The sequence below is a fragment of the Baekduia sp. genome, assembly GCF_035318805.1.
Classification (GTDB): domain Bacteria; phylum Actinomycetota; class Thermoleophilia; order Solirubrobacterales; family Solirubrobacteraceae; genus Baekduia.
Genome location: NZ_DATHDY010000017.1, coordinates 70,595 through 93,174 on the forward strand (window position 1 = coordinate 70,595; position 22,580 = coordinate 93,174).

General features: G+C 72.2%; 23 protein-coding genes. All 23 read right to left on the reverse strand.

Annotation, left to right across the window (positions count from 1 at the left end):
- Positions 1 to 109: 109 nt before the first annotated feature.
- On the reverse strand, positions 110 to 3,805 hold the full coding sequence (locus tag VK501_RS04225; protein WP_324334962.1) for a glycosyltransferase: 3,696 nt from the start codon (positions 3,803 to 3,805) through the stop codon (positions 110 to 112).
- 49 nt (positions 3,806 to 3,854) lie between these two features.
- Positions 3,855 to 4,481, reverse strand: a complete 627-nt coding sequence (locus VK501_RS04230; protein ID WP_324334964.1) for a CHAP domain-containing protein — start codon at positions 4,479 to 4,481, stop codon at positions 3,855 to 3,857.
- 113 nt (positions 4,482 to 4,594) lie between these two features.
- Positions 4,595 to 5,401 (reverse strand): flagellin, encoded by an 807-nt coding sequence (locus VK501_RS04235; protein ID WP_324334966.1) that lies wholly within the window; start codon positions 5,399 to 5,401, stop codon positions 4,595 to 4,597.
- 129 nt (positions 5,402 to 5,530) lie between these two features.
- Positions 5,531 to 5,722 (reverse strand): hypothetical protein, encoded by a 192-nt coding sequence (locus VK501_RS04240; RefSeq protein WP_324334968.1) that lies wholly within the window; start codon positions 5,720 to 5,722, stop codon positions 5,531 to 5,533.
- 11 nt (positions 5,723 to 5,733) lie between these two features.
- The gene (locus tag VK501_RS04245; RefSeq protein WP_324334970.1) at positions 5,734 to 6,129 is read right to left on the reverse strand and encodes a hypothetical protein; all 396 of its coding nucleotides are present in this window, start codon (positions 6,127 to 6,129) and stop codon (positions 5,734 to 5,736) included.
- A 2-nt stretch (positions 6,130 to 6,131) separates the two neighbouring features.
- Positions 6,132 to 6,773, reverse strand: coding sequence for a PilZ domain-containing protein (locus tag VK501_RS04250; RefSeq protein WP_324334972.1), 642 nt, complete (start codon positions 6,771 to 6,773; stop codon positions 6,132 to 6,134).
- A complete protein-coding gene (locus VK501_RS04255) occupies positions 6,770 to 8,482 on the reverse strand; it encodes a hypothetical protein (protein WP_324334974.1) in 1,713 nt (570 codons plus the stop codon). Before VK501_RS04255 ends, VK501_RS04250 begins: the two co-directional genes overlap by 4 nt.
- Entirely contained in the window at positions 8,482 to 10,545 is a 2,064-nt protein-coding gene (gene flhA, locus VK501_RS04260; RefSeq protein ID WP_324334976.1) for a flagellar biosynthesis protein FlhA, read from the reverse strand. Before flhA ends, VK501_RS04255 begins: the two co-directional genes overlap by 1 nt.
- A 12-nt stretch (positions 10,546 to 10,557) precedes the next feature.
- On the reverse strand, positions 10,558 to 11,625 hold the full coding sequence (flhB, locus tag VK501_RS04265; RefSeq protein WP_324334978.1) for a flagellar biosynthesis protein FlhB: 1,068 nt from the start codon (positions 11,623 to 11,625) through the stop codon (positions 10,558 to 10,560).
- Between the two features lie 3 nt (positions 11,626 to 11,628).
- Positions 11,629 to 12,435 (reverse strand): flagellar biosynthetic protein FliR, encoded by an 807-nt coding sequence (locus VK501_RS04270; RefSeq protein ID WP_324334979.1) that lies wholly within the window; start codon positions 12,433 to 12,435, stop codon positions 11,629 to 11,631.
- A complete protein-coding gene (gene fliQ / locus VK501_RS04275; RefSeq protein WP_324334980.1) occupies positions 12,436 to 12,705 on the reverse strand; it encodes a flagellar biosynthesis protein FliQ in 270 nt (89 codons plus the stop codon).
- Complete coding sequence (gene fliP, locus VK501_RS04280) at positions 12,705 to 13,370, reverse strand: flagellar type III secretion system pore protein FliP (RefSeq protein WP_324334983.1); 666 nt, start codon at positions 13,368 to 13,370, stop codon at positions 12,705 to 12,707. The genes fliQ and fliP overlap by 1 nt, the downstream gene beginning before the upstream one ends.
- Positions 13,367 to 13,930 (reverse strand): flagellar biosynthetic protein FliO, encoded by a 564-nt coding sequence (locus VK501_RS04285; RefSeq protein ID WP_324334985.1) that lies wholly within the window; start codon positions 13,928 to 13,930, stop codon positions 13,367 to 13,369. The genes fliP and VK501_RS04285 overlap by 4 nt, the downstream gene beginning before the upstream one ends.
- A 129-nt stretch (positions 13,931 to 14,059) precedes the next feature.
- The gene (fliN, locus tag VK501_RS04290) at positions 14,060 to 14,440 is read right to left on the reverse strand and encodes a flagellar motor switch protein FliN (protein WP_324334987.1); all 381 of its coding nucleotides are present in this window, start codon (positions 14,438 to 14,440) and stop codon (positions 14,060 to 14,062) included.
- A 20-nt stretch (positions 14,441 to 14,460) separates the two neighbouring features.
- Complete coding sequence (locus VK501_RS04295; protein ID WP_324334989.1) at positions 14,461 to 14,904, reverse strand: flagellar basal body-associated FliL family protein; 444 nt, start codon at positions 14,902 to 14,904, stop codon at positions 14,461 to 14,463.
- Positions 14,904 to 15,794, reverse strand: coding sequence for a flagellar motor protein MotB (locus VK501_RS04300; RefSeq protein WP_324334991.1), 891 nt, complete (start codon positions 15,792 to 15,794; stop codon positions 14,904 to 14,906). The genes VK501_RS04295 and VK501_RS04300 overlap by 1 nt, the downstream gene beginning before the upstream one ends.
- Positions 15,795 to 15,803: 9 nt before the next feature.
- Positions 15,804 to 16,628, reverse strand: a complete 825-nt coding sequence (locus VK501_RS04305) for a flagellar motor protein (RefSeq protein WP_324334993.1) — start codon at positions 16,626 to 16,628, stop codon at positions 15,804 to 15,806.
- 100 nt (positions 16,629 to 16,728) lie between these two features.
- A complete protein-coding gene (locus VK501_RS04310) occupies positions 16,729 to 17,088 on the reverse strand; it encodes a response regulator (RefSeq protein WP_349260970.1) in 360 nt (119 codons plus the stop codon).
- Positions 17,088 to 17,957, reverse strand: coding sequence for a FliM/FliN family flagellar motor switch protein (locus VK501_RS04315; protein WP_324334995.1), 870 nt, complete (start codon positions 17,955 to 17,957; stop codon positions 17,088 to 17,090). Before VK501_RS04315 ends, VK501_RS04310 begins: the two co-directional genes overlap by 1 nt.
- 46 nt (positions 17,958 to 18,003) lie before the next feature.
- A complete protein-coding gene (locus tag VK501_RS04320) occupies positions 18,004 to 18,981 on the reverse strand; it encodes a flagellar motor switch protein FliM (RefSeq protein WP_324334997.1) in 978 nt (325 codons plus the stop codon).
- A gap of 102 nt (positions 18,982 to 19,083) precedes the next feature.
- Positions 19,084 to 19,599 carry a chemotaxis protein CheD gene (locus VK501_RS04325; RefSeq protein ID WP_324334999.1) on the reverse strand — a complete coding sequence of 172 codons (516 nt, stop codon included), beginning with the start codon at positions 19,597 to 19,599 and terminating at the stop codon, positions 19,084 to 19,086.
- Positions 19,600 to 19,601: 2 nt separating this feature from the next.
- A complete protein-coding gene (locus VK501_RS04330; RefSeq protein ID WP_324335001.1) occupies positions 19,602 to 20,186 on the reverse strand; it encodes a chemotaxis protein CheC in 585 nt (194 codons plus the stop codon).
- Positions 20,187 to 20,199: 13 nt separating this feature from the next.
- Entirely contained in the window at positions 20,200 to 22,194 is a 1,995-nt protein-coding gene (locus tag VK501_RS04335) for a chemotaxis protein CheA (RefSeq protein ID WP_324335003.1), read from the reverse strand.
- Between the last annotated feature and the right edge of the window lie 386 nt (positions 22,195 to 22,580).

Here is a 22,580-nt window from a genome sequence, read left to right on the forward strand (position 1 = left end):
CCTATTCGCACACACACTGCGTCAAGGGGACAGACCCCTATTCGCACACACACTGCGTCAAGGGGTCAGGCCCCTATTTGCGGTGGTGCTGCGAAAAGGGACGGATCGCTCAGGTCGCCAGGGCCGGCGCGCGCGCCGCCGCCGCCAGGAACGCCGCGATGCTCGCCGCGTCCGGCTCCACCACGGCCGTGCCGGCGGCACGCGCGCGCCGGGCGTGGCCCGCCGACGCGCCGTGCAGCGGCACGAAGCCGTCGACGCCGGCGTGCAGCGCCGCGTCGCGGCCGGCGGTCGCGGGCAGGAGGTGGATCTCGACGTCGGCACAGGCGTCCAGGTCGACGCCGGCGGCCTGCGCGGCGGCCACGACGTGGCCCTCGATCTGCTCGGGGGCGCCGTCGCGGTCGGGATCGGCGACCAGGACGAGCGTGGCGGGCGTGCCCGCCGGCACCGCCGATGCCCACGCCGCCAACAGCTCGGCCAGCCGGTCGGCGCCGCGGAAGGCGGGCAGGGCGAGCAGGCGTGTGCCCTGCCCGTCGAAGGGGATCCCGTACGGGCCTTCGGCCGCCAGGCGCGGCGGCCGCGCGGCCAGCCCGTGGAGGCGCTGCGCGTACTGCCGGCCCACGGCGTCCCAGCCGTAGGCCTCGGCGGCCGCGCGGGCGATCGCGCCGCGGCGGCGCAGCTCGTCGGCGCCCGCGGCGGCGACGTCGCGCAACAGCGCCACGAGCGCGTCGCGGTCGGGCTCGAGCATCCACGCCTCGCCGGCCAGCGGCAGGTCGCCGATGCGACGTCCCGGCACCAGCGCGCGGACCGACGGGATGCGCCAGCCGGCCTCGGCGGGGCAGAACTCGTCGGTCGGGCCGCCCGCGGTGACGACGCTCGGCAGGCCGCAGGCCATGGCCTCCAGCACCGGCATCGCGAAGCCCTCGCCGCGGTAGGGATGGACGAGCACGTCGCAGGACCGGTACAGCGCGGCGACGTCGTCGGCGCTGAGCACCTCGGTGAGGTGCACGACCCGCGGGTGGGCGGGATCGTGTCCGGCCGCCATGCGCTCCAGCTGGGCGCGGTCAGCGTTGCGATAGACGCCGTCGGCGCCGAAGTCCTTGACCACCAGCGTGACGTCGTCGCGGCCGGCGAAGGCCTCCCCATAGGCGTCCAGCAGCAGGTCGATGCCCTTGCGGGCGATCGCGCCTCCGACGAACAGCAGGCGCAGGCCCGGCGCGTGGAGGTCGAGCTTCGGGCCCTCCGGCGCGAAGCGCTCCAGGTCGACGCCGTTGGGCACGACCGCCACTCGGTCGCCGTCCAGGCCGGCGTCGAGGTACATGGCCCGCACGTGCTCCGACGGGACCCACAGCTCGTCGACGACCGTCTTCAGCGGCTCCACCCAGGCGGCCGGGATCGACCCGAACTCCCACGGCTGGACGAGCGCGAGATGGCCGGATGCCGGCGGACGGAGGTCGGGCGGCCAGGCGTGGCGGACCTCGACGTCAGCCGTGTGCGGCAGCGGGGCGGGCGGCGCCGGCCGGTCGGCGGCGCGGCGGCGCACGACGAACGAGGGATCGGCCTCCAGCACGTCGCAGACCTCGCGGTTGATGTGCGCGAGGCTGGTCGGCGCGTCCTGGTCGCCGGTCCACGCGACCGCCAGCGGGGGCTCGCCGTCAGGTCCGACGCGGCCGGGGCGCGCGCCGGCGTAGTAGGCCTCGTAGTCGTCGATGAACCGCGCGAAGCTTCTCGGCGCCTCGATGCCGCGCTGCAGCTGCTCGAGGAGCCCGGGCTCGGAGGCGAGGCGGTCGAGTTGGCGGGCGAGCCCGTCGACGTCGCCGCCGTCGAACGCGAGGCCGTCGACGCCGTCGGTGATCGCCTCCGCCAGGCCGGCCATGCGCGGGGCCAGCAGCGGCACGCGCGCCGCCAGGCACTCCCGTGCGGCGAGGTTCGCGCAGTCCCACCACACCGATGGCAGCGCGGCGGCGTCGACGCCGGCGAGCAGGCCGGGCAGCTCGTCGGGGCTGAACGTCCCGTGCAGCTCGGCAGCCCCGCGGCCGTCGAGCTCCTCGAGTCGCTGGCGCATGGGCGCCGGCAGCTCGCCGTGGATCCGGACGGAGATCCGGTGCTGCGTGCGCTGCGCGGCCTCGACCAGCAGCTGGGGACCCTTGTGCGCGTAGGCGGAGCCGAAGAAGCCCACGGTCAGCGCCCCGCCGTCGCGGCGTCCGGGACGGCGGTCGCGGCCGACGCGCTCCCACGCCTCGTCCATCGCGGGAACCGACTGGCGGACGACGTCGAGCATGTCGGCCGGGTAGCCCTGGTCGATCAGCACGCGGCGGACCGCGTCGGAGATCGTGAGCACGGTCGTGAGGCCGCGCGACGCCCGGTCGCGGATGCCCGCCAGCCGGGCCTGGTAGCCCGCGGCGTCGTGGCTGCCGAGGCACGTGGCGCAGTCGGCGCCGCGGTCGCCCGGGCCGTCGCACAGCGCGCCGTCGCCGCGCAGCAGGTACGCGCGCGGACAGACCAGCCAGTAGTTGTGCGTGGTGAAGTAGGACGGCACGCCCCGCGCCGCGGCGACGTCGATCAGCTCGGCGCCGAGGTTGTGCAGGTTGTGGAAGTGCACGACGTCGGGCCGCAGGCGGTCCATCACGTCGGCGAACGCGGTCGTGATCGGCGGGTCGTCGAGCTCCCGGTCCGGGCGGCTCGTGTCGTACAGCGCGCTGGGGCGGTTGTGGACGCCGACGAGGCGGACGCCGTCCTCCTCCCACTCGCGCAGGGCGTAGGGCACGCCCGACGGGTCCGCCGCGACCGCGGCGTGGAAGACGGTGACGTCCCAGCCACGGCGCACGAGCTCCTTGGCGGCGAAGCGCGGCAGCATCGTGCCGCCGCCGCTGTCGTTCCAGCCGAACGCCGTCATCAGCAGGCGGCCCTTGTCGCGGCGCGGCGCCGGCGCGGCGGGTACGCCGGCGGCCTGACGCCGCAGCCGGCGCGCGAGGCGCGGCAGCGGCAGCGCGCGCCGCTCCACGGCGCCGGCCAGCAGCTCGAGCGCGCGGCGGCGCGCGGCGTCCGGATGCAGGATCGCCCAGTCGACCTCCGGCACGAGCCGGCGCAGGCCGATCCGGTCGACGGTCTCCAGCAGCGCGGACCCGACCTGCTCGACCTGCTCGGCCATCGTGTCGTCGCCCGACCCGTTGTCGCCGTGGCGGCGCAGGTGGATGAGCGGCTCGGCACCCGCGTGCCGGAAGCGGAACTCGGGCGCAGCGCGCAGCCAGAAGTGGAAGTCCTGGGCCACGGTGTACTCCGCCGCATAGCCGCCGACCGCCTCGTAGACGCGACGGTGCACCATGCGCGAGGGGTCGACGAGCGTGCAGTGCTCTCGCACCAGGTGGCGCATCAGCTCGGCCGGAGTGAAGTCGCGGCTCTGCCACCGCCCCCGCTGCACACCGCGCTCGTCGACGATCGTGGCGTTGCCGTGGACGATGCCGGTGTCGGGGTGCGCGTCGAAGATCGCGACCGAGCGGCTGATGCGGTCGGGCAGGCTGACGTCGTCGTCGCCGAGCATGGCGATCAGCTCGCCGCGCCCCTCGCGGATGATCGTGTTGTAGGCCTCGGCGATCCCCCGGTTGACCTCGTGGCGCACGACGCGCAGGCGCGGGTCGTCGAACGTCGCGAGGATCTCGTCGATGCGGGGGTTGACGGAGCCGTCGACCACCACGAGGACCTCGAGGTCCTCGTAGTCCTGGGCCAGGCACGAGGCCACGGCCTCGGCGAGGTAGGTGTCGCGGGAGTAGGTGGCGACACCGAGCGTCACGCGCGGGGAGGGAGTCATCCAGACGAGTGGATCGGTCGCGCTCCGGCCCAGCTTGAGGACGGATGTCCTAGCCGAGGCGCACGTAGCCCGTGGCGCCGTCGCCGTCGGCGCCGTGCGTGCGGCGCGTCACCATGTTGGAGCTGTTGCCCTCAATGGTGTGGATCGTGCCGTCGGGGTCGACGGACTCGACGATCCCGATGTGCCGGCCGCCCCACACGACGAGGTCGCCGGCGGCCGGCGGCACGCCGGAGCCGGCCGCGTTGAAGCGCCCCGTCCGCTGCGCCCAGGACGCCACGGCGTCGACGGAGCCGAAGCCCTGGCCGGCCTCGCCGAGCGGCGCGCCCGCCTGCTGGGCGGCCCAGGACACGAAGTAGGAGCACCACGGCCCGATGCCGCTGCCGGCCGTGGCCTGGCGGTACTGGGCGATGCGCGGCGCGTCGTTGGAGCCCGGCGGCTGCTCGGTGACGCCGACCTCGGCCTGGGCGAAGGCCAGCGCGCGCTGGCCGGCGGTGCCGCCGGAGAACCCGAGGGCGGCGCCGGTCGCGCCCGCCGCGCCGGCGGGCGTGGAGGAGAGCGCCTGGCCCTGGAGCATCGTGGCGAACGACGTCGATCCGGCCCCGGTGGCGGGGGCCGGCTGCCGGACCAGCGAGCGGTCCAGCTCGGCGATGCGAGCCATCACGTTCTCGACGCTCATTCCCCAAGGTGATCGGCTTCCTTCGCCGATCCTTCAGCGGCGGGTCATGAGAACGACGAAGGGGCGGTCCGAAGACCGCCCCGCGCCGATGCTGGTACTGAGATCCTGGCGTGCTAGCCCAGGAGGCGCAGCACGCTCTGCGGGGCCTGGTTGGCCTGCGAGAGCATGGCCGTGCCGGCCTGCGAGAGGATCTGGTTCTTGGTCAACGAGACCATCTCGTCGGCCATGTCCACGTCGCGGATCCGCGACTCGGCCGACGTCAGGTTCTCCTGGTAGGAGGCCGACACCGCGAGCGAGTGCTCGAGGCGGTTCTGGACCGAGCCGAAGTCGGCTCGCGCCGCGCTGACGTTGGCGATCGCCCCGTCGATCTCGGAGATGTCCGACGCGCCCGTCGTCGACAGCGACGAGTAGGACGTGCCGACCTTGGTGGCCAGGTCGATCAGGCCCACGCCGATCTGCTGGCCGTCGTTGGCGCCGACCTGGAACGACACGGTGCTCGCGCCGCTCAGCAGGTTGAGGCCGTTGAACTGCGCCGAGGAGCCGATGCGGCTGATCTCGGACGCCAGCTGGTTGACCTCGCCCTGGATGGCGGTGCGGGCGGTCGCGTCGAGCGAGCCGTTCTTGTACTGCACGGCGAGCTCACGGACGCGCTGCAGCATGGAGTGCACCTCGTCGAGGTTGCCCTCCGCGGTCTGCACCATCGAGATGCCGTCCTGCGTGTTGCGCTGAGCCTGGGCCAGGCCGCGGATCTGCGAGCGCATGCCCTCGGAGATGCCCAGGCCGGCGGCGTCGTCGGCAGCGGAGTTGATCCGGTAGCCGGACGACAGACGCGCCATCGACTTGCTGATCTGCGTCGAGGTCGCGTTGAGGTTGCGGTAGGCGTTGAACGCCTCCACGTTGTGGGTGATGCGAAGGGACATGCGTCGATCTCCTTGATGACGATGGGTGTTTGGTCCCGGAGCGACTCCATGTCGCTCCTTGCTTCTACGCCGGTGATCGGCGGGGCCCTCCGTGCGCTTGAGGGCTGTCCATGGCGCTCTGGACGGGTGTCAGACGCGGACGTCGATGTGCGGCCGGCCGTCGTCCGGTGGTGGCGGCGGCGGGGGCGGCGGCGGCTTGCGCCTGCGCGGCTCGGAGCCGTCGCGGTCGCGCTTCTCGGGAGAGCCGTCGCTGCGGCGGATGGAGTGGATCGCCGCAGCGGTGGGCGGACGCGGGGTGATCGGGTCGATGCGATCGCCCACGGGTCAGCCGCCTAGCGCTGCGACACCATCGTCGGGGGCTTCGTGGCGTCGCCGCTGCGGGCGGCGGCCTCCGCGGCGGCGGCCTCGGCCGCTGCGGCCTGGGCCTCCATCTTGGCCAGGAGGCGGAGTCGCAGGTCCTCGAGCTCGGCCAGGGCGAGGTGGCGCCAGACCGTGACGGCGATCATCCACGCGGCGAGGTAGCCGGCGATCCCACCGAACACGCCGCGCAGCAGCGCGTCGGCGAACGGGAGGCCGGCCCCGCGGGAGAGGTACAGCACGAGCCCGAAGCAGAGCAGGCCGCTCCAGCCCTTGGCCATGCGGATCTGTCGCCGGGCGCGCGGGTGGGAGCTGAGGCGGATGCCGCCGGGCTCGGGCGCGCCCTCGGCGCCCTTCTTGCCGCGGGCCATGGCTAGCCGAACCTCCGGCGCTGATCGCGCGACATCGCGAAGGCGACGTGCATGAGCCGCACGCGGTCCTCCTGCTCGACGTCGGTGAACTGCAGCCCGGCGCGGTCGATGCCGACGATGCGCACGACGCGCCCGCGGCCGCGGATCGGCTCGCCGTCGGCGAGCTCGAGGGCGAAGTCGTGCTCGTCGCCGAGCACGGGGTTGGGCAGCCCGCGCACGAGCATGCCGCCACCGGACAGATCGAGGGCTTGGGCGTGTGCGGTCACACCCTCTTCATCGGCCTCGGCCCCGCCGACCGTGAGCGGCAGCTCGACGGTCGCCCGCACGAACTCGCGGCGCTTCAGCAGCTGCGGGCTGCCGCGGTGCGCAAAGCGCACGGTGTCCTCGTGCCCGTAGCCGCTGCCGCGACCGCGGCGGTGCTGCGGCACGTCGAGCCGGCCGTGCATGCGGGCGATCCCGTCGTCGTTGATGAACTCGATCATCAGCGCGCTGCGCTCCAGCTGCGGCTGGGGGGTGAGCGGCTGCTCGAGCAGCGCGAGGTCGAAGAAGCCGGGGCCGTCGGACGCGACGCGCACGAGCACATGCTCGGTGTGCGGGACGGCGAGCAGCAGCTCGTCGCCGACGCACGGCAGCAGCCGGTTCATGGCACCAGGTCGGCCGCCAGCTCGGCCGCCGACGCCGGGCGCAGGCCCGCCTCGACGGCCTGGCCGCGGGCCAGGTAGGAGAGCGGGAGCCCGGAGTCGATCGCCAGGCCGATGCCGGTCCCGAGCATCTCGGTCTCGTCGGTGTGGGTCAGCACGAGCGCGCCGACGCCGAGCTCGCGCACGCCGCCGACCAGCTCGCGCGCGGCGTCGGGCCCGATGGTCGCGGGCACCGCCAGGTGCAGCTCGTCGGGCGCGAGCGAGTCGAGCTCGAAGCCCAGCGCGCGCAGCTCGCCCGCCGACCGCGGGCTGACGCCCGGCGTGTCGACGATGACGAGGCCCTCGCTGCGCAGCGTCGCGATGCGGGCGGCGCCCTCCGCGCCGCTCTCGACCGCGTGCAGCGCGACGCCGTAGGGCGCCAGCAGGCGGCGCAGCTCGGCGCCGCCGTCGGGCGAGCGCAGCGCGACGACGGCGACCGGCAGCACGCCGTGCCGGGCGTGGGCCGCCGCGAGGCGGGCGACGCAGCGCGTCTTGCCCGCGCCACCCGGGCCGACGAAGCCGATCACGCCGGGGCCGCGACGCAGCGGGTGCATGGGGATGCGCCGCGCGAGGGCGTCGATGACGAGGTCCTTGGGATCCGCGCCGAGGACGAGCGGCGCGAGGCCGGCCATGGCCTCCTCGGCGATGGCCTCCGCCAGGCCGGGCCGCAGGCCGCGGGCGACGAGCCGGTCGGCGGCCTCGCGCGCCGCGGGCGGCAGGCCGGCCTGCGGCGCGGCGGCGTCGGCGGCGACGGCGGCGACGGGCGCGGGCTCGGGCTCGGGGGTCGGCTCGGGCGCGGGGACGCCGTCGGGCTCGGCCACCGGCGCCTCGGCGACCTCGGCAGCCGCCTCGGGCTCGGGCTCGACCGGACCGCCCCCCAGGTAGTCGAAGCCGCCGGTCGGCTGCTCGACGGCGGGGACTTCGTCAGCCTGGGGCGCCTCGACGGCGGGGACAGTCCCCAACTTCGCAGTGCCGGGGTCACCCTCGTCCTCGGGGAGGGGGACAGTCCCCACCTCGGGGTGGCCCTCGTCCTCGGGGAGGGGGACAGTCACCATCCCGCCCTCGTCCTCGTCCTCGTCGAGGGGGACAGTCCCCAACTTCGCAGCGCCGGGGTCACCCTCGTCCTCGGGGAGGGGGACAGTCCCCACCTCGGGGTCACCCTCGTCCTCGTCGAGGGGGACAGTCCCCACCTCGTCCTCCTCGAAGACGTACGCCGCCTCGGCCTGCGCGGCGGCGGGCTCGTCGGGCGCCGGCGCCAGGCCGGCGTTGAACAGCGCGGCCAGCCCCTGCGACTGCGACGGCGCGGGATGCGGGAACAGGTCGTCGACGGTCACGTCCGACGAGCCGGGCAGCGCGTCGACCTCGGGCGACGTCGCCGGACGCAGCGCGTCCGCGCCGCCGGACTGGCCGGACTGGCCGGCCTGCTGCTGGCGCTCGTGCGCCTGGGCGAGCTGCTGCGCGAAGGCGGCGGCAACGTTCGGCGCCGACTGGCCGGGCCGGACCTCGACCTCGACCTCGCGCTTGGCGAAGAACCCGCCCACGCCGCCGGACGTGGTCTCGCGCCGCGACACGATCACGGCGTCGTCGCCGAGATCCTGGCGGATGCGCGGCACGAGCTCCTCGAGCGAGCGCCCGCGGTAGGTGAAGGTCTCCGAGTCGTCTTGCGGGGTCATCAGGCGGTCACCACTCCGATCGTCTCCACGCCGATCCCGGGTGCGATCTCGTTGTAAGCGCACACCGAGAGCTGGGGCAGCGCCTGCTCGCAGAGCCGGCGAAGATGCCGCCGGACGCGAGAGGAGCAGATCAGCACCGGCCGCCGGCCGCGCGTCACGGCCTGCTCGACATGGTTCGACAACGAGGCCACCAATGCCTGCGCGCGGGACGGATCCATCGCGAGGTACTCCCCGTCGGGCGTCTGGGCGATCGCGTCCGACACCTCCTGCTCGAGGTGCGGATCCAGCGTGATGGCCCGCAGCGTGCGCTCGGCGTCGAGGTACGGGGAGACGATCGTGCGGCCCAGCGCCTGGCGCGCGTACTCGGCCAGCAGCTCCGGATCGCGCGTGACGCGGGCGCGGTCGCCCGCCGCCTCGACGACGGCGCCGAGGTCGCGGATCGACACGCCCTCGCGCAGGAGCCCTTGCAAGACGCGTTGCAGCTCGCCGACGGAGAGCAGGTCGGGGACGACCTCGTCGACCACGGCGGCGTTGTGCTCCTTGAGGTTGTCGAGCAGGGTGCGCACGTCCTGGCGGGTCAGCAGGTCGGCGGTGTGCTTGCGGATCGTCTCGGTCAGGTGCGTGACGACGACGCTCTCGGCGTCCACGACCGTGTACCCGAGCGCCTCGGCCTCGGCACGGCCGGCGTCGGTGATCCACACCGCGGCCATGCCGTAGGCGGGGTCCTGCGTCGGGATGCCGTCGAGCTGGCCCACCGCGTCGCCCGGGTCCAGCGCGAGCTGGTGACCGGCCATGATCGTGCCGCGCGCCACCTCGGTGCCGCGGACCTTGACGACGTACTCGTGGCTCTGGAGCCCGACCTCGTCGTGGATGCGGACCGACGGGATGATCGTGCCGACCTCGGCCGCGATCTGGCGGCGCACGGCGCTGACGCGCTGCAGCAGCGAGCCGCCCGACGAGCCGTCCACGAGCGGCACCAGGCCGAAGCCGATGCACAGCTCGAGCGGGTCGAGGCTCAGCGCGTCCTGCACCTGGTCGCGCGGCGAGGTGGGCACGGCGGGCAGCGCCAGGGCGGCGGCGGCCTCGCTGGCCTCCACGGCCGCGGTGGCGTCGGCGGCCTTGGCCATCGCGCGGCCGCCGAAGAAGAACGCCGCGCCGATGATCAGGAACGGGATCTTGGGCAGGCCCGGGATGAGCGCGAAGCAGGCGATCACGGCGCCGGCGACCATCGGCGCGCGGCGCTGGGCGCCGATCTGGCTGACGACCTGCGTGCCGAGGTCCTCGCTGCTCGCCGCGCGGGTGACGATGATGCCCGTGGCGACCGAGATCAGCAGCGCCGGGATCTGCGCGGCGAGGCCGTCGCCGACCGACAGCAGGGAGAAGTGCGAGACGGCCTCGCCGAACGGGCGGTGCTGCATCAGCACGCCGACGACGATGCCGCCGATGAGGTTGATCGCCGTGATCAGCACGGCGGCCATGGCGTCGCCCTTGACGAACTTCGAGGCGCCGTCCATCGCGCCGTAGAAGTCGGCCTCCTCCGAGATCTCCGACCGGCGCCGGCGCGCCTCCTCCTCGGTGATCTGCCCGGCGTTGAGGTCGGCGTCGATCGCCATCTGCTTGCCCGGCATGGCGTCGAGCGTGAACCGCGCGCCGACCTCGGCGACGCGGCCGGCGCCGTTGGTCACCACGACGAACTGGATGACCACCAGGATGAGGAAGACGACCAGGCCGACGACCACGTTGCCGCCGACGACGAAGTGCCCGAAGGCCTCGACGACGTGGCCGGCGTCGCCGTGCAGCAGGATCAGGCGCGTGACGCTGACGTTGATCGCCAGGCGGAACAGCGTGGTGATCAGCAGCAGCGCCGGGAAGACGGAGAAGTCCAGCGCCTTCTTGACGTACAGGGTGGTGACGACGATCGCGAGCGCGCAGGAGATGTTGAGGGTGATCAACAGGTCCAGCAACATCGGCGGCAGCGGGATGATCAACATCACCACGACCAGGACCACCACGCCGGCGGCGATCAGGTCGGTGTACTTGCCCAGCTTGGCGAACACGTTCATCGGAGGGGGTTCCTAGGCGGCCAGCCGGCGACGGCCGGCGACGCGGTAGACGTAGGCCAGGATCTGCGCCACGGCCTCGAAGAGCTCTTCGGGGATCTGCTGGCCGACCTCGACCGAGCCGTGCAGCGAGCGCGCCAGCGGCGGGTCGGGCACGATCGGCACGCCGGCGTCGGCGCCCAGCTCGCGGATGCGCAGCGCGATGAGGTCCTGCCCCTTGGCGACGACGATCGGGGCGGCCGACACGCCGTCGTACTTCAGCGCGACGGAGAAGTGGGTGGGGTTGGTGACGATGACGTCCGCGGTGGGGACGTCGGCCATCATGCGCGCCCGCGCGGCCTCGCGCTGGCGCTGGCGAATGGCGCTCTTGACCTCGGCCGGGAGGTCCTGGCCCTTGGACTCGTCCTTGACCTCCTGCTTCTCCATCCGCAGCGACTTCTCCATCTTGTGGCGCTGGTAGAAGAGGTCGATGACGCCGATGAAGAGGTAGGCGAACGCCGCGCGCATGGCGATGCTCTTGACGAGCACGGCGATCGAGCCGCCGAACTGCAGCGGCGACATCCCGACCATCGCCGCGTAGTCGGTGATGTGGGGGATCAGCGCGCTGAGCACGACGTAGCCGACGACGCCGATCTTGGCGAGATTCTTGACGAGCTCGACCAGCCCCTCCTTGCCGACGATGCGCTTGATGCCGGGCACCGGGTTCAGACGCTTGACGTCGGGCTTGAGCGCCTTGTTCTTCGTCTTGATGCCGACCTGGGCGACGTTGACGACGATCGCCGCCGCGGCGCACACCGCGACGACGGGCGCCAGGCACGCGACCGCGGTGTTGCCCGAGCTCAACATGAGCTGGCCGACGGAGTCGACCGTGACCGGGTCGCGCCCGGCGCCGGCGGCCAGCGCGTCGTGCAGGGCGTCGCCGAGGCGCTGGGCGATCGTGGAGCCGGTCAGGCCGAGCGTGAAGAGGCCGGCCAGCAGGATGACCGCGCCGTTGAGGTCGGTCGACCGGGCGACCTGGCCCTTCGCGCGCGCCTCCTCCTTCTTCTTGGGTGTGGCCTTCTCGGTCTTGTCGGACTGCGACATGGCTCACGCCACCCGCAGGGTCTGGAGCGCCGCGCCGACGTCGGCCTGCAGCTGATCGGCGATCCAGCCGGCGACGAACGGCATCGTCGCGCCGATCAGCACCAGGCCGATGACGACCTTGGCCGGCAGGCCGACCTGGAAGACGTTGAGCTGCGGCACGACGCGCGTGAGCACGCCGAAGGCCGCATCGGTGAGGATCAGCGAGAGGAGGACCGGGCCCGCGACCTCGATCGCGCTGGCGAAGATCTGCACGAACGCGGCACCGGTGCCGGCGACGAGGTGGCCGAGCGACGGGTAGTCCAGCAGGCCGACGATGTCGTAGGTGCGCGCCATCCCCTGGATGACCCACGCCTCGCCGCCGATGGCGATGAACACCATCAACCCGATCATCGAGTAGGCCGTGCTCAGGACCGCGGACTGGTTGCCGTTGACCGGATCGACCAGCCCGCCGTAGGAGAAGCCGATCGTGGTGTCCAGCAGCGAGCCGGCCACGGCGAGCGCGGCGAACGTCGCGGCCAGGGCGTAGGAGAACGCCGAGCCGATGAGCAGCTCCTTGACGATCAGCGAGCCGATGCCCATCACGTCGGTGGGCAGCGCCGCGTGCCCGGCGGTCACGACGGGCGACAGCCCGATGGCCAGGCCGACCGCGCAGATCCCGCGCACGCGCATCGGCACGAGCTTGCTCGAGAACAGCGGCGCCAGGATGAACAGCGGCGAGATGCGCGCGAGGACGAGGAAGAAGGCGAGGACCCGCTGCTCCCCGAACTCGGAGATCAGCTGCTGCGCCGAGCTTTGGAGCTGCGGTCCCACCTACCCGACCATGCTCGGGATCGACAGCCAGAGCTCGGACGTGTAGGAGAGCAGCTGGTTGAGCATCCACGGGCCGCCGATCACCAGGACGGCCGCCATGGCCAGCACCTTGGGGATGAAGGCCAGGGTCTGCTCCTGGATCTGCGTGACGGCCTGGATGATCGAGATGACCACGCCGACCAGCAGCCCCACGCCGAGCAGCGGCAGGGAGATCTTCAGCGCCAGGCTCATGGCCTGGGTCGCGAGGGAGATGACGACGTCCTGGTTCATCAGTGAAAGGACTCCACGAGCGATCGGGTGACGAGATCCCAGCCGTCGACGAGGACGAAGAGCAGGATCTTGAACGGGAGGGAGATGAAGACCGGAGGCAGCATCATCATCCCCATGGACATGAGGGTGGAGCTGACCACCAGGTCGATGACGAGGAACGGCAGGAAGATCAGGAACCCGATCTGGAACGCCGTCTTGAGCTCGGAGATGATGAACGCCGGGATCAGGACGTAGGTCGGGACGTCGGCACGCGTCTTGGGGCGCTCGAGCTTGGAGAGCTTCACGAACAGCGCCAGGTCCTTGGTCCGCGTCTGGCGGAACATGAACTCGCGCAGCGGCAGCTGCCCGCGCTTGAACGCCTCGGCCTGCGAGATCTCGTTCTTGGACAGCGGGTCGATGGCGTCCGTCTTGACCTTGGTGAACGTCGGCGCCATCACGAAGATGGTGAGGAACAGCGCGATGCCGACGAGGACCTGGTTCGGCGGCGCGGTCGGCGTGCCCAGGCCCGTGCGGATGAAGCCGAGCACGACGAGGATGCGCGTGAAGCCGGTGACGCAGAACAGCAGCGCCGGGATCAGCGTCACGGCGCCGACGAGCACGAGCAGCTGGACGGCGTTGCTGCCGTCCTGGCTGAGGCCGTTCTGGGCGGCCTGCGCGAGGATCATCGCGCGGTCCGGTCGCGGAGCTTGTCGACGACGTCGACCAGCGCGTACTTGACGCGGTCGGCCGGGCCGGTGCCGCGCGGCGCCGGCGCGTCGACGTCGTCGCCGGGCTGCGCCAGGAGGCCGAGCGCGTGCGCCTCGTCCTCGGTGTAGGTCCGGATCGGGACGATCCCGTGCTCGGCGCTGCCGACGAGGACGAGCTCGCGGCCGGCGCGGATGAGGTGCACCGAGCGGCCGGGGCCGAGCGGCATGCTGGCCTCGGTGCTCAGGCCGAAGCCCATGGCACGGGCGTCCTCGGCCGACGACTTCTTCATCTGGCGCAGGACCCAGGTGAGGCCGTAGATGACGGCGACCACGACGGCCAGGCCGATGAAGGTGCGGGCGAGCGATCCGCTCCCGCTGCCGCCGACGTTGGCGGTGTGCGCGGCGGAGTCGGCAGGCAGGTTCAGCGCCTGGTTCTCGCCGTAGGGGTCCTTCGCGGCGGCCAGCACGGTGGCCGGCGCCAGGAGGACGCAGAGGGGTGCGACCGCGAGAGCGGCCGTGAGGGCACGATGTGGCTTCACTGTGGAGGGACTCGGTAGGTCGGGAGGGGCGACCAGCCAGTCCCTTAGATCGGCGCACGGCCGGGGGACTTGAGGGACGAGTCTGGACGACGGTACGAGCGGTCCGGACCCGAACGTCTGCCTCGCGCGCTACGCCGCGTGGTCCAGCGCGGCCGGGTCGCCGGGGATGGCCTCCGGCGTGAAGGCGACCGGCGCGGCGGCGGTGCTGCGCTCGGCGCCCATGACCTCGGTGATGCGCAGGCCGAACTGCTCGTCGATGACGACGACCTCGCCGCGGGCGATCGGCCGGCCGTTGACGAGCAGGTCGACGGGCTTGTCGGCGAGGCGGTCCAGCGTGACGACCGAGCCCTGGCCCAGGCTCATGGTCTCGCCCAGCGACATGTGGGTGCGGCCGACCTCCACGGTCAGCTCGACCGTGACGGCCGTGAGGCGCGTGAGGTCGGCGTCCGGCACGTGGCCGGCGCCGGCGCCCGCATCGTCGGGAAGGTGGGTGAATTCGACGTCGTTCATCGCAAGAATCTCCTGTCGGCCTACTGGATCGCCACGTCCGTGAACAGGACGTTCTCGGCTTCTACGTCGGTCTCGGTGGTGATCCGCTTGAGGATCGCCTTCTGGATCTTCTGCCGCGACTTCTCGCGCTGGAGCTTCTCCGCCGTGGCGTCGGTGAGCGTGTCGGTGACGATCGAGCGGACCACCGCCTCCTGCGGCATGGCGCCGTAGCCGTCGGGCGGCGCGGCCGGCGCCGCGCCGTGGCCGGCCGCGCCGGCGACGGCGTAGCCCTCCTTGAGGACCAGCGCCGCGTTGAGCTTGGCGAAGCGGCCGCCCTTGAGGTTGATGAGGAAGTCCTTCTGCAGGATGTACACCTCACCGGCGATCTTGGGCTTGTGCACCGGCGCCGGCTTGGCGAGGACGAACTTGTAGACCCCTCCGAGCACCACCAGCAGGACGGGCAGGACGAACTTGAGCTTGGCCATCATGGGGTCTTCGCGAAGTCGGGCTTGATCGAGGGGATGGAGACGGGGTCGGCGGGGGCCTGCGCGGCCGTGGCGGTGGCCACGCGGGGCACGAGGATCTCCACGCGGCGGTTGAGGCTGCGCCCCGCCGCGGTCCGGTTGGAGGTGATCGGCCGGTACTGGCCGCGCGCCATCGCCGACATGCGGCCGGGCGAGAGGCCGTCGGCCTGGAACGTGCGGACGATCGACTCGGCGCGCGCGCCCGACAGCGCGAGGTTGTCGGGGAACGCGCCGCTGTGGATCGGCTGCGAGTCGGTGTTGCCGGAGACCAGGAACTGGTGGCCGGACTGCGTGCCGAGCAGCGCCGCGACCTGCTTGAGCAGCGGCAGCGAGCCCGGGCGCACCGTGGCCGAGCCGCTGTCGAACAGCAGGTCGTCGGTGAGCAGCCGGATCAGCAGGCCCTCGTCGGTGATGGTCGTCTTGACCTTGGTCGACAGCCCCTTGGCGGCCGCGGCGCTGTCCAGCTTCTGCTTGAGCTTGCGGAACTGGTCCTCCTCGGCCGCCTTCGCGGCAGCCGCCTTGGCCGCGTCCGCCTTGGTCGACTCCTTGGGGTTGGCCCCCACGTAGGGCTGCAGGTTGGTCATCGGCGGAGCCGAGGACGGGGTGACGACCTCGGAGGCGCCGCCGGACTCGAGGATCGACTTGCCGCCGGTCATGACCTTCCCGGAGAACGCCTCCTGGAGCGAGTGCTGCAGGCCCTCGAACTTCGACGTGTTGACCGAGGAGATCGAGAACAGCACCATGAACAGCGCCATCAGCAGCGTGATCAGGTCGGAGTAGGTGAGCAGCCAGCGCTCGTCGACGTGCTCGGGGTGCTGCTCGCGGGTCTTCTTCTTGCCGTGGCCGGCCATCGCGGAGACCTAGGCCGCCTCGGCCGCTTCAGGCTCGGGGACGGCCTTGAGCTCGGGAGACTTGCCGGGGTTCTCGACCGCTTCGCGGTCCTCGGGCGCCAGGTAGCTGAGCAGCTTCTGCTGGACCATGCGCGGGTTGTCGCCGGCCTGGATCGCGAGGATGCCCTCGACGATCAGCGTGCGCTCGTCGACCTCCTGGCCGCTCAGCATCTGGAGCGTGTAGCAGACGGGCAGGTAGATCACGTTCGCCGAGCCGACGCCGTAGAGCGTCGCGATGAACGCACCGGAGATCGCCGGCCCGAGCGTCTCGGGGGCGCTCAGGTTGCCGAGCACGTGGATGAGCGACACGACGGTGCCGAGCACCCCGATGGTCGGCGCCAGGCCGCCGGCCTTCTCGAAGACCGTGTAGCCCTGCCTGTGGCGCGCGGCCATGCTGTCGATCTCGGCGTCCAGGATCTCGCGCAGGAGGTCGGGGTCGGTGCCGTCGACCACCAGCTGCATGCCCTTGCGCATGAAGGGGTCCTCGATCGCCTCGATCTCCTCCTCGAGCGCCAGCAGGCCGTCCTTGCGGGCCCGCTCGGCGAACATGACGAGCGCCTTGACGCGCTCGCCGAGCTCCGGCGGGGCCGTGGTGAAGGCCTTGACGTACAGCTTGGGCACCAACATGAAGCGCTTCATGCCCACGCCGGCGAAGATCGCGCCGGCCGTGCCGCCACACACGATGATCAGGGAGTTGACGTTCAGCAGCGCCGGAGGGGCGACCCCCTCCATGATCCCCGCGCCCACGATGGCGAGCAGGGCGATGACGATGCCGATGGCGGAAGCGGCCTTCATGGTCTCTCTCGTAAGTCGGCTGTGCGCGCGCGATCTTCAGGGGCACCGAAGCCCCGTTTGACCTCCTGGTCGCGCGCCGGACGAGCGAAGCGCTGGGTCCCTAGCCCAGCGCCTTCTCGATCGCAGACAGGACACGATCGGCCTGGAACGGCTTGACGACGAAGTCCTTCGCGCCGAGCTTGATCGACTCGAGCACCTTGGACTCCTGACCCAGCGCCGAGCACATGATCACCTTCGCGCCCGGGTCGACGGCGATGATCTCCCGCAGGGCGGTGAGGCCGTCCTTCTCGGGCATGGTGATGTCCAGCGTCATGACGTCGGGGCGCAGCTCGTGGAAGCGCTGCACCGCCTCGGCACCGTTGGCGGCCTCGCCGACGATCTCGTGGCCACCGCCGCTCAGGGCGTCGCCGACCATCTTGCGCATGAACGCGGCGTCATCTACGACGAGCACGCGAGCCATCAGACTGCAACCTCCGTGGGAGTCGGGTCAGGGGAAGGGGAAGCGGGGGACGACGTGCCGAGCACCTGCTCGATGCGCACGGCCAGGCCGCCGTCCTCGGTGACGAGGAGGCGCCCGGTGGCGAACCGCATGCCGTCCGCGTAGAGGTCGATCGGGGCGTCGACCTCGCGGTCGAGCTCGACCACGGCGCCGCCCGGCAGGGACACGACGCGCCCGGAGGACATCCGGGTGCGGCCGAGCTCGGCCCACACGCGGATCGTCACGTCGCGCAGCGCATCGCCCAGCGGCGTGTCGTCGTGCGACTCGGTCATCTCGTCCAGCGCGCGCGTCATCCGCACGATGAACGCGTTGGGCACGAGCTGGACGAGCAGGCACGGCGCGCCGCAGAAGGTGAAGGTGACGGCCGTGGCGTGGCCCGGGTGCTCCCAGGCGGCGCCGCCCTCCTGCACGGAGGCGATCTGGCGGACGTCGGGCGGCGCGATCTCGACCTCTTCGTCGAGCACCTTGCTGGTGGCCATCGCGGCCGCCGACATCATCTGGTTCATCGCCTCGCCGACGGCGGAGAACTCGAGCTCGGAGAGGTCGCCTCCGGCCTCGACGGCGTTGGGATCCATGCCCATCATGGCCGCGGCCATGCGGCGCGCGCCCTCGATGCCGATGACCAGCACGTTGCCGCCGGTCACGCCGTCGACGTAGGAGACGTCGGCGGCGATCGCCGGCATCATCGCCTCGGCGAACGGGGACTCGTCCGGCGGGACGACCCGGACCGAGCCGGGAGCCACGCCGTCGGGCGAGAACATCGCCAGGACGCCCTGCACCGCCTCGGAGGTCGACGACCCGAGGCGGAGCAGCGCCTGCTCGGCGTTCATCGCTCCATCCCCGTGGACGGATTGCTCATGTCCCGGTTGTCGGCCATCACGGCTCGATCTGCACCGGCGCGACGATCTGCACCGCGCGGCGGTTCCCACTCCGACCACCGCGGGCCCGCTGGACCGGCGTGCGGTCGGCGAAGAGCGTGACCTCGGCGTCGGCCTCGGCGTCGAGGCGCACGACGTCGCCCGGCGCGAGCGCCAGGACCTCAGCCAGCGTGAGGTGGCAGTCGGCCACCTCGGCGCGCAGCGAGACGTCGACCATGCTGAGGCCGTGGTTGACCGCGGCGGCCACGCGCGCGTCGCGCGTCGTCTCGGCATCGTCGTGGCGCGAGAACGCGGAGGCGACGGGCGCGATGGCCGCGTAGGGCACGAGCAGCGTCATCGTCGAGGACAGGCCGTCGAGGCGCGCCTCGAGCGTGAGGGCGAGCGTCGGCTCGGAGCCCGCGGCGACCTGGACGGTCTCTGACTGCGTGTCGACGGTGGCGATGCCCAGCGTCATCTCCGCGACGTCGAACCAGACCGCGGAGAGCGTCTCGACGATGGTGCCGAAGAGGCGCTGGACGACCATGAGGTCGATGTCGGTCAGCTCGCGGTCGCGCGACGCGGTCTCGGGGCGCCCGCCGAGCATGCGCTCGAGCGCCACGAGGACGACGGGCAGCTCGGCGCTGAGCAGCATCCGGGCCTCGTGCGGCGCCGTGTCGATCTGGATGTGGACCGAGTGGTCGGGGACCTGGGCGAACGCGTTGGCCCACGTGAACTGCCCGACGTCGATCACCTCGAGCTCGATCGACGTGCGGTGCTCGGCGACCAGCCGGGTCGCGGCGCGCTCCGTGAACGTGTCCATGGCACGGCGGATCCGCCGCTCCTGGTCGGTCGAGAACTTCGTCGGCCGCGTGAAGTCGACGGTGCGCAGCCAGCGGGCACGGCGGCCCTGGCGCTCCTCGGACTCGACCGGCATGTTGCCCTCGCTGGCGCGGGCGAAGAGCTTCTCGATCTCGTTTGCGTCGAGGAAACCGCTCATCGAACGTGCCTCAGGCATGACGTACCAACGGCGACGGCAACGTTCGACCTCATCGAACGTGCCTCAGGCATGACGTACCAACGGCGACGGCAACGTTCGACCTCATGCGATCACGAGCCTTCCGGTGTGCGTGGTGTCGCCGAGCAGCTGCTCCTCGCGACCTCCGGCCTCGCGGACGGTGATCGCGATGTCGCTGCCGACGTGGATGCGCAGGGTGCGGCCGGTGCTCCCGCCCGTGGCGGTCGCGCGGACGGGGATGCCGGCGGCGTCGAGCAGGCGCGCGACGGCGTGCGCGTTGCGCGCGCCGATGTCCTGCCCGCTGCCGCCGAGCTGGAACATGGCGGCGCCGCCCGCGACGGCGGCTTCGAGGCGCCGGCTCGCGGCGCCGTGCGCCAGCGCGAGGTCGACCAGCGCCGGGACGGCGAGGTCGGCGAACTTGTGGGGCTGCGGCGGATCGGGCTGCGCCGACTCGGGCAGCATGACGTGGGCCAGCGCGGCCACGCCCTTGGAGCGGTCCACGAGGGCCAGCCCGATGCAGGAGCCCAGGCCGATGCACGCCAGCACGTCGGCGGGCGTGTTGGAGGCAGAGGCCTCGCCCATGCGGACGACGGTCTCCATGGTCAGAGGCCCAGCTTCTCCAGCAGCAGCTTGATCCCGCCGTGGTTGGGCAGCAGCAGGAAGGAGAGCGAGCACTCCTCGTCCTCGACCATCAGGTCGGAGTCGAGGATGAGCGCCTGGTCGACGTCCTCGCCGCGGCCCAGCAGCACCGACTCCAGGATGGCGCCGAGCATGTCCTCGACGACCTGCGGCGGGCGCGGCTCGAGCTCCATGCCGACCATTTGGGCGAGCACGTTGATGTAGCTGGTGCCGAGGATGTTGCCGACCTCGCCGAGCATCGACTTGCCGTCGGGCGTCGACGGCTCGATGCCGTAGATGCCGCACAGGGTGCGGGCGTCGGGGTCGGGGAACAGCAGGACGACGACCGCCTCCATCTCGCCGGCGACCGGCACGACGACGCCGTGGCGCAGCTCGTCGGGCCGCCCGGCGACCGCGACGGCGTCGGCCAGCGGCATGACCGCGGCGGTCGGGACGGAGATGTCGACGGTCTTGCCGAGCATCGAGCCCAGCGCGGTGCCGGCGTTGCCGGATCCGATGTTGGCGAGCTCGCGCAGCGCGTCGAGCTGCATGTCGGTGAAGGCGTTCATGGCTTCCTACGGTTCAGACGGCGGCGGCGAGCGTGGGACGCTCACCCGCAGACAGCGCCGGATGGGTGTTCAGGGTCAGGGCGTCGCAGTCGGCGAGCAGGACGATGTCGCCGTTGGAGAGCACCGCGGCACCCGAGACCGCCGCCTTCTGGGCGACGTTCGGAGGCAGCGGGCGGGTGACCAGCTCACGCTGGCCGATGAGCTTGGAGACCGAGAGGGCGATCGAGCCCTCGACGCCGCGGACGATGACGACGTGTGTGTCGGGCGCCTCGGCGTCGGCCGCGGTGCCGGCGGCGGCGCCGAACACGTCGACCGCGCGGCGCAGCGGCAGGGCCTCGTCCTTGAGGACGAGCATCTTGCGCCCGGCGACCGAGCGGACGGGGTGGTCGTCGAGGCGCATCGTGCGCTCGACCCGCTGCAGCGGGATGCCGAACGGGCGGGCGCCCGCCTCGACGAGCAGGGCGGACATGATCGCCAGCGTCAGCGGGAGGCGGATCTCGTTGACCGTGCCCTCCCCCTGGACGGAGGTCACCGTGACCTCGCCGCCCAGCTCGCGGATCTTCTCGCGCACCGCGTCCATGCCGACGCCGCGGCCCGACAGGGCACCGACCTCGGCGGCCGTGGAGAAGCCGGGCGCGAAGAGGAGCTCGATCGCGCCGCGCATGTCGATCAGCTGCGCCTGCTCGCGGGTGATCAGCCCGCGGTCGACGGCCACCGCGGCGACCCGGGCGGGGTCGATGCCGCGGCCGTCGTCCTTGACGGTGATGGCGATGGACCCGCCCGCGTGGCGGGCGGCGATCGTCAGCGTGCCCGTCGGCGGCTTGCCCGCGGCGATGCGGTCGGCGGGCGGCTCCAGGCCGTGGTCCAGCGAGTTGCGGATCAGGTGCACGAGCGGGTCGCCGAGCGAGTCGACGACGCTGCGGTCGAGCTCCGTGTCCTTGCCGATGAGCTCGAGCTCGACCTGCTTGGAGAGCTTGACGCTGAGGTCGCGGACGAGCCGCGGGAAGCGCAGCAGCACGGCCTCGACCGGGATCATGCGGACCTGCATCACCATCGACTGGAGGGCGTGTGAGGTGCGCGTGAGGCCCTGGATCGCCTGCTGCAGGCCCGGGACATCAGCCTGCGTGGCGAGCACCTCGACCTGGGTGCGGTTCAGGACCAGCTCGCCCATCGCGTGCATCAGCTGATCGAGGCGCTCGGCGTCGACGCGGACGGTCGACGAGCCGTGGTGCGGACGGTTGGTGTTGTCGGGCTTGCTCGCGGGCGTGGCGGCGCTGGCGGCCACGGCGTCGGACTCCTCGACCCCGTCGACGGCGGCGTCGGCGACGGCCTCGGTGACCTCGCACGTCGCGACGTCCGGAACGCCGACGGCGGCCGAGTGCAGCTCACCGTCGGTGTTCTCGCTCACGACCCACGCGATGACGTCGCGGCCGACGAAGGTGTCGACGTCGGCGGGCGACGGGACGCACGCGAGCGTCTCCCCCAGCTTGGCCACAGCGGCGAGCACCATGTACGCCCGCACCGACGGCATGTCGACGTCGGCGCGCAGCGTCACGGCGATCTGCACCACGCGGCGGCCCTGGGCCATCTCGCTCAGGTCGGTCGGCGGATCGAGGGCGCTGGGCGGAGCGCTCTCCTCGGGTGACTCGTGGTCGTCGCGGATGAGCGCCCGCAGGCGCTCGATCAGCGGCTCGGGAGTGATCTCCTCGGCGCCGCCGGTCTCGATCGCGTCGACTGCGGCCTCGAGTGCGTCGAGGCACTCCAGGCAGACGTCGATCTCGGCCCGCTGCAGGCCGTGCTTACGCTGACGGAGGAGTTCGAAGACGTCCTCCATCTCGTGTGTGAGCGCCGCCATGCCGGCAAATCCCATGGTCGCGCTCATGCCCTTGAGGGAGTGCGCGATGCGGAAGATCTCGTCGACCGTCTGTCGGTCATCCGGGGTCTCCTCGATGCGCACGACCGCGAGGTTGAGCTCCTGGAGATGCTCGCGGCCCTCAGCCAGGAACATCGGGAGATACTCGGAAACTTGGTCCACGTTCCGAGCATCGGCCGGAGTCGGCAAGAACTGGAACGGTTTCACGACAAAAGGTCCGCGAACCCGCGAAATCGAGCGTCAGAGCGCACTTCGCGGGGCCGAACTGAGCCTTTCGCCAGTTGGATCGGTTGCGCCGGCAACATAAGATCGCTCACAGCCTTGCCGCCCCGCCGTGCCCAGCCGCCGCCACGCATCAGCGTCCTCGAACCGGGACGCCGCCGCGCGGGGCGACGTCTCCGGCCGCTCGCGGGCGTCATCATGGCGGCGGTGGTCGTCGCCGTGGTCGTGGACGGCGGCGCCGTCGTCACAGACTGTTCCTCGCCCGGCTGAATCTGGCCGCCGCACCCGGCGGCGACGAG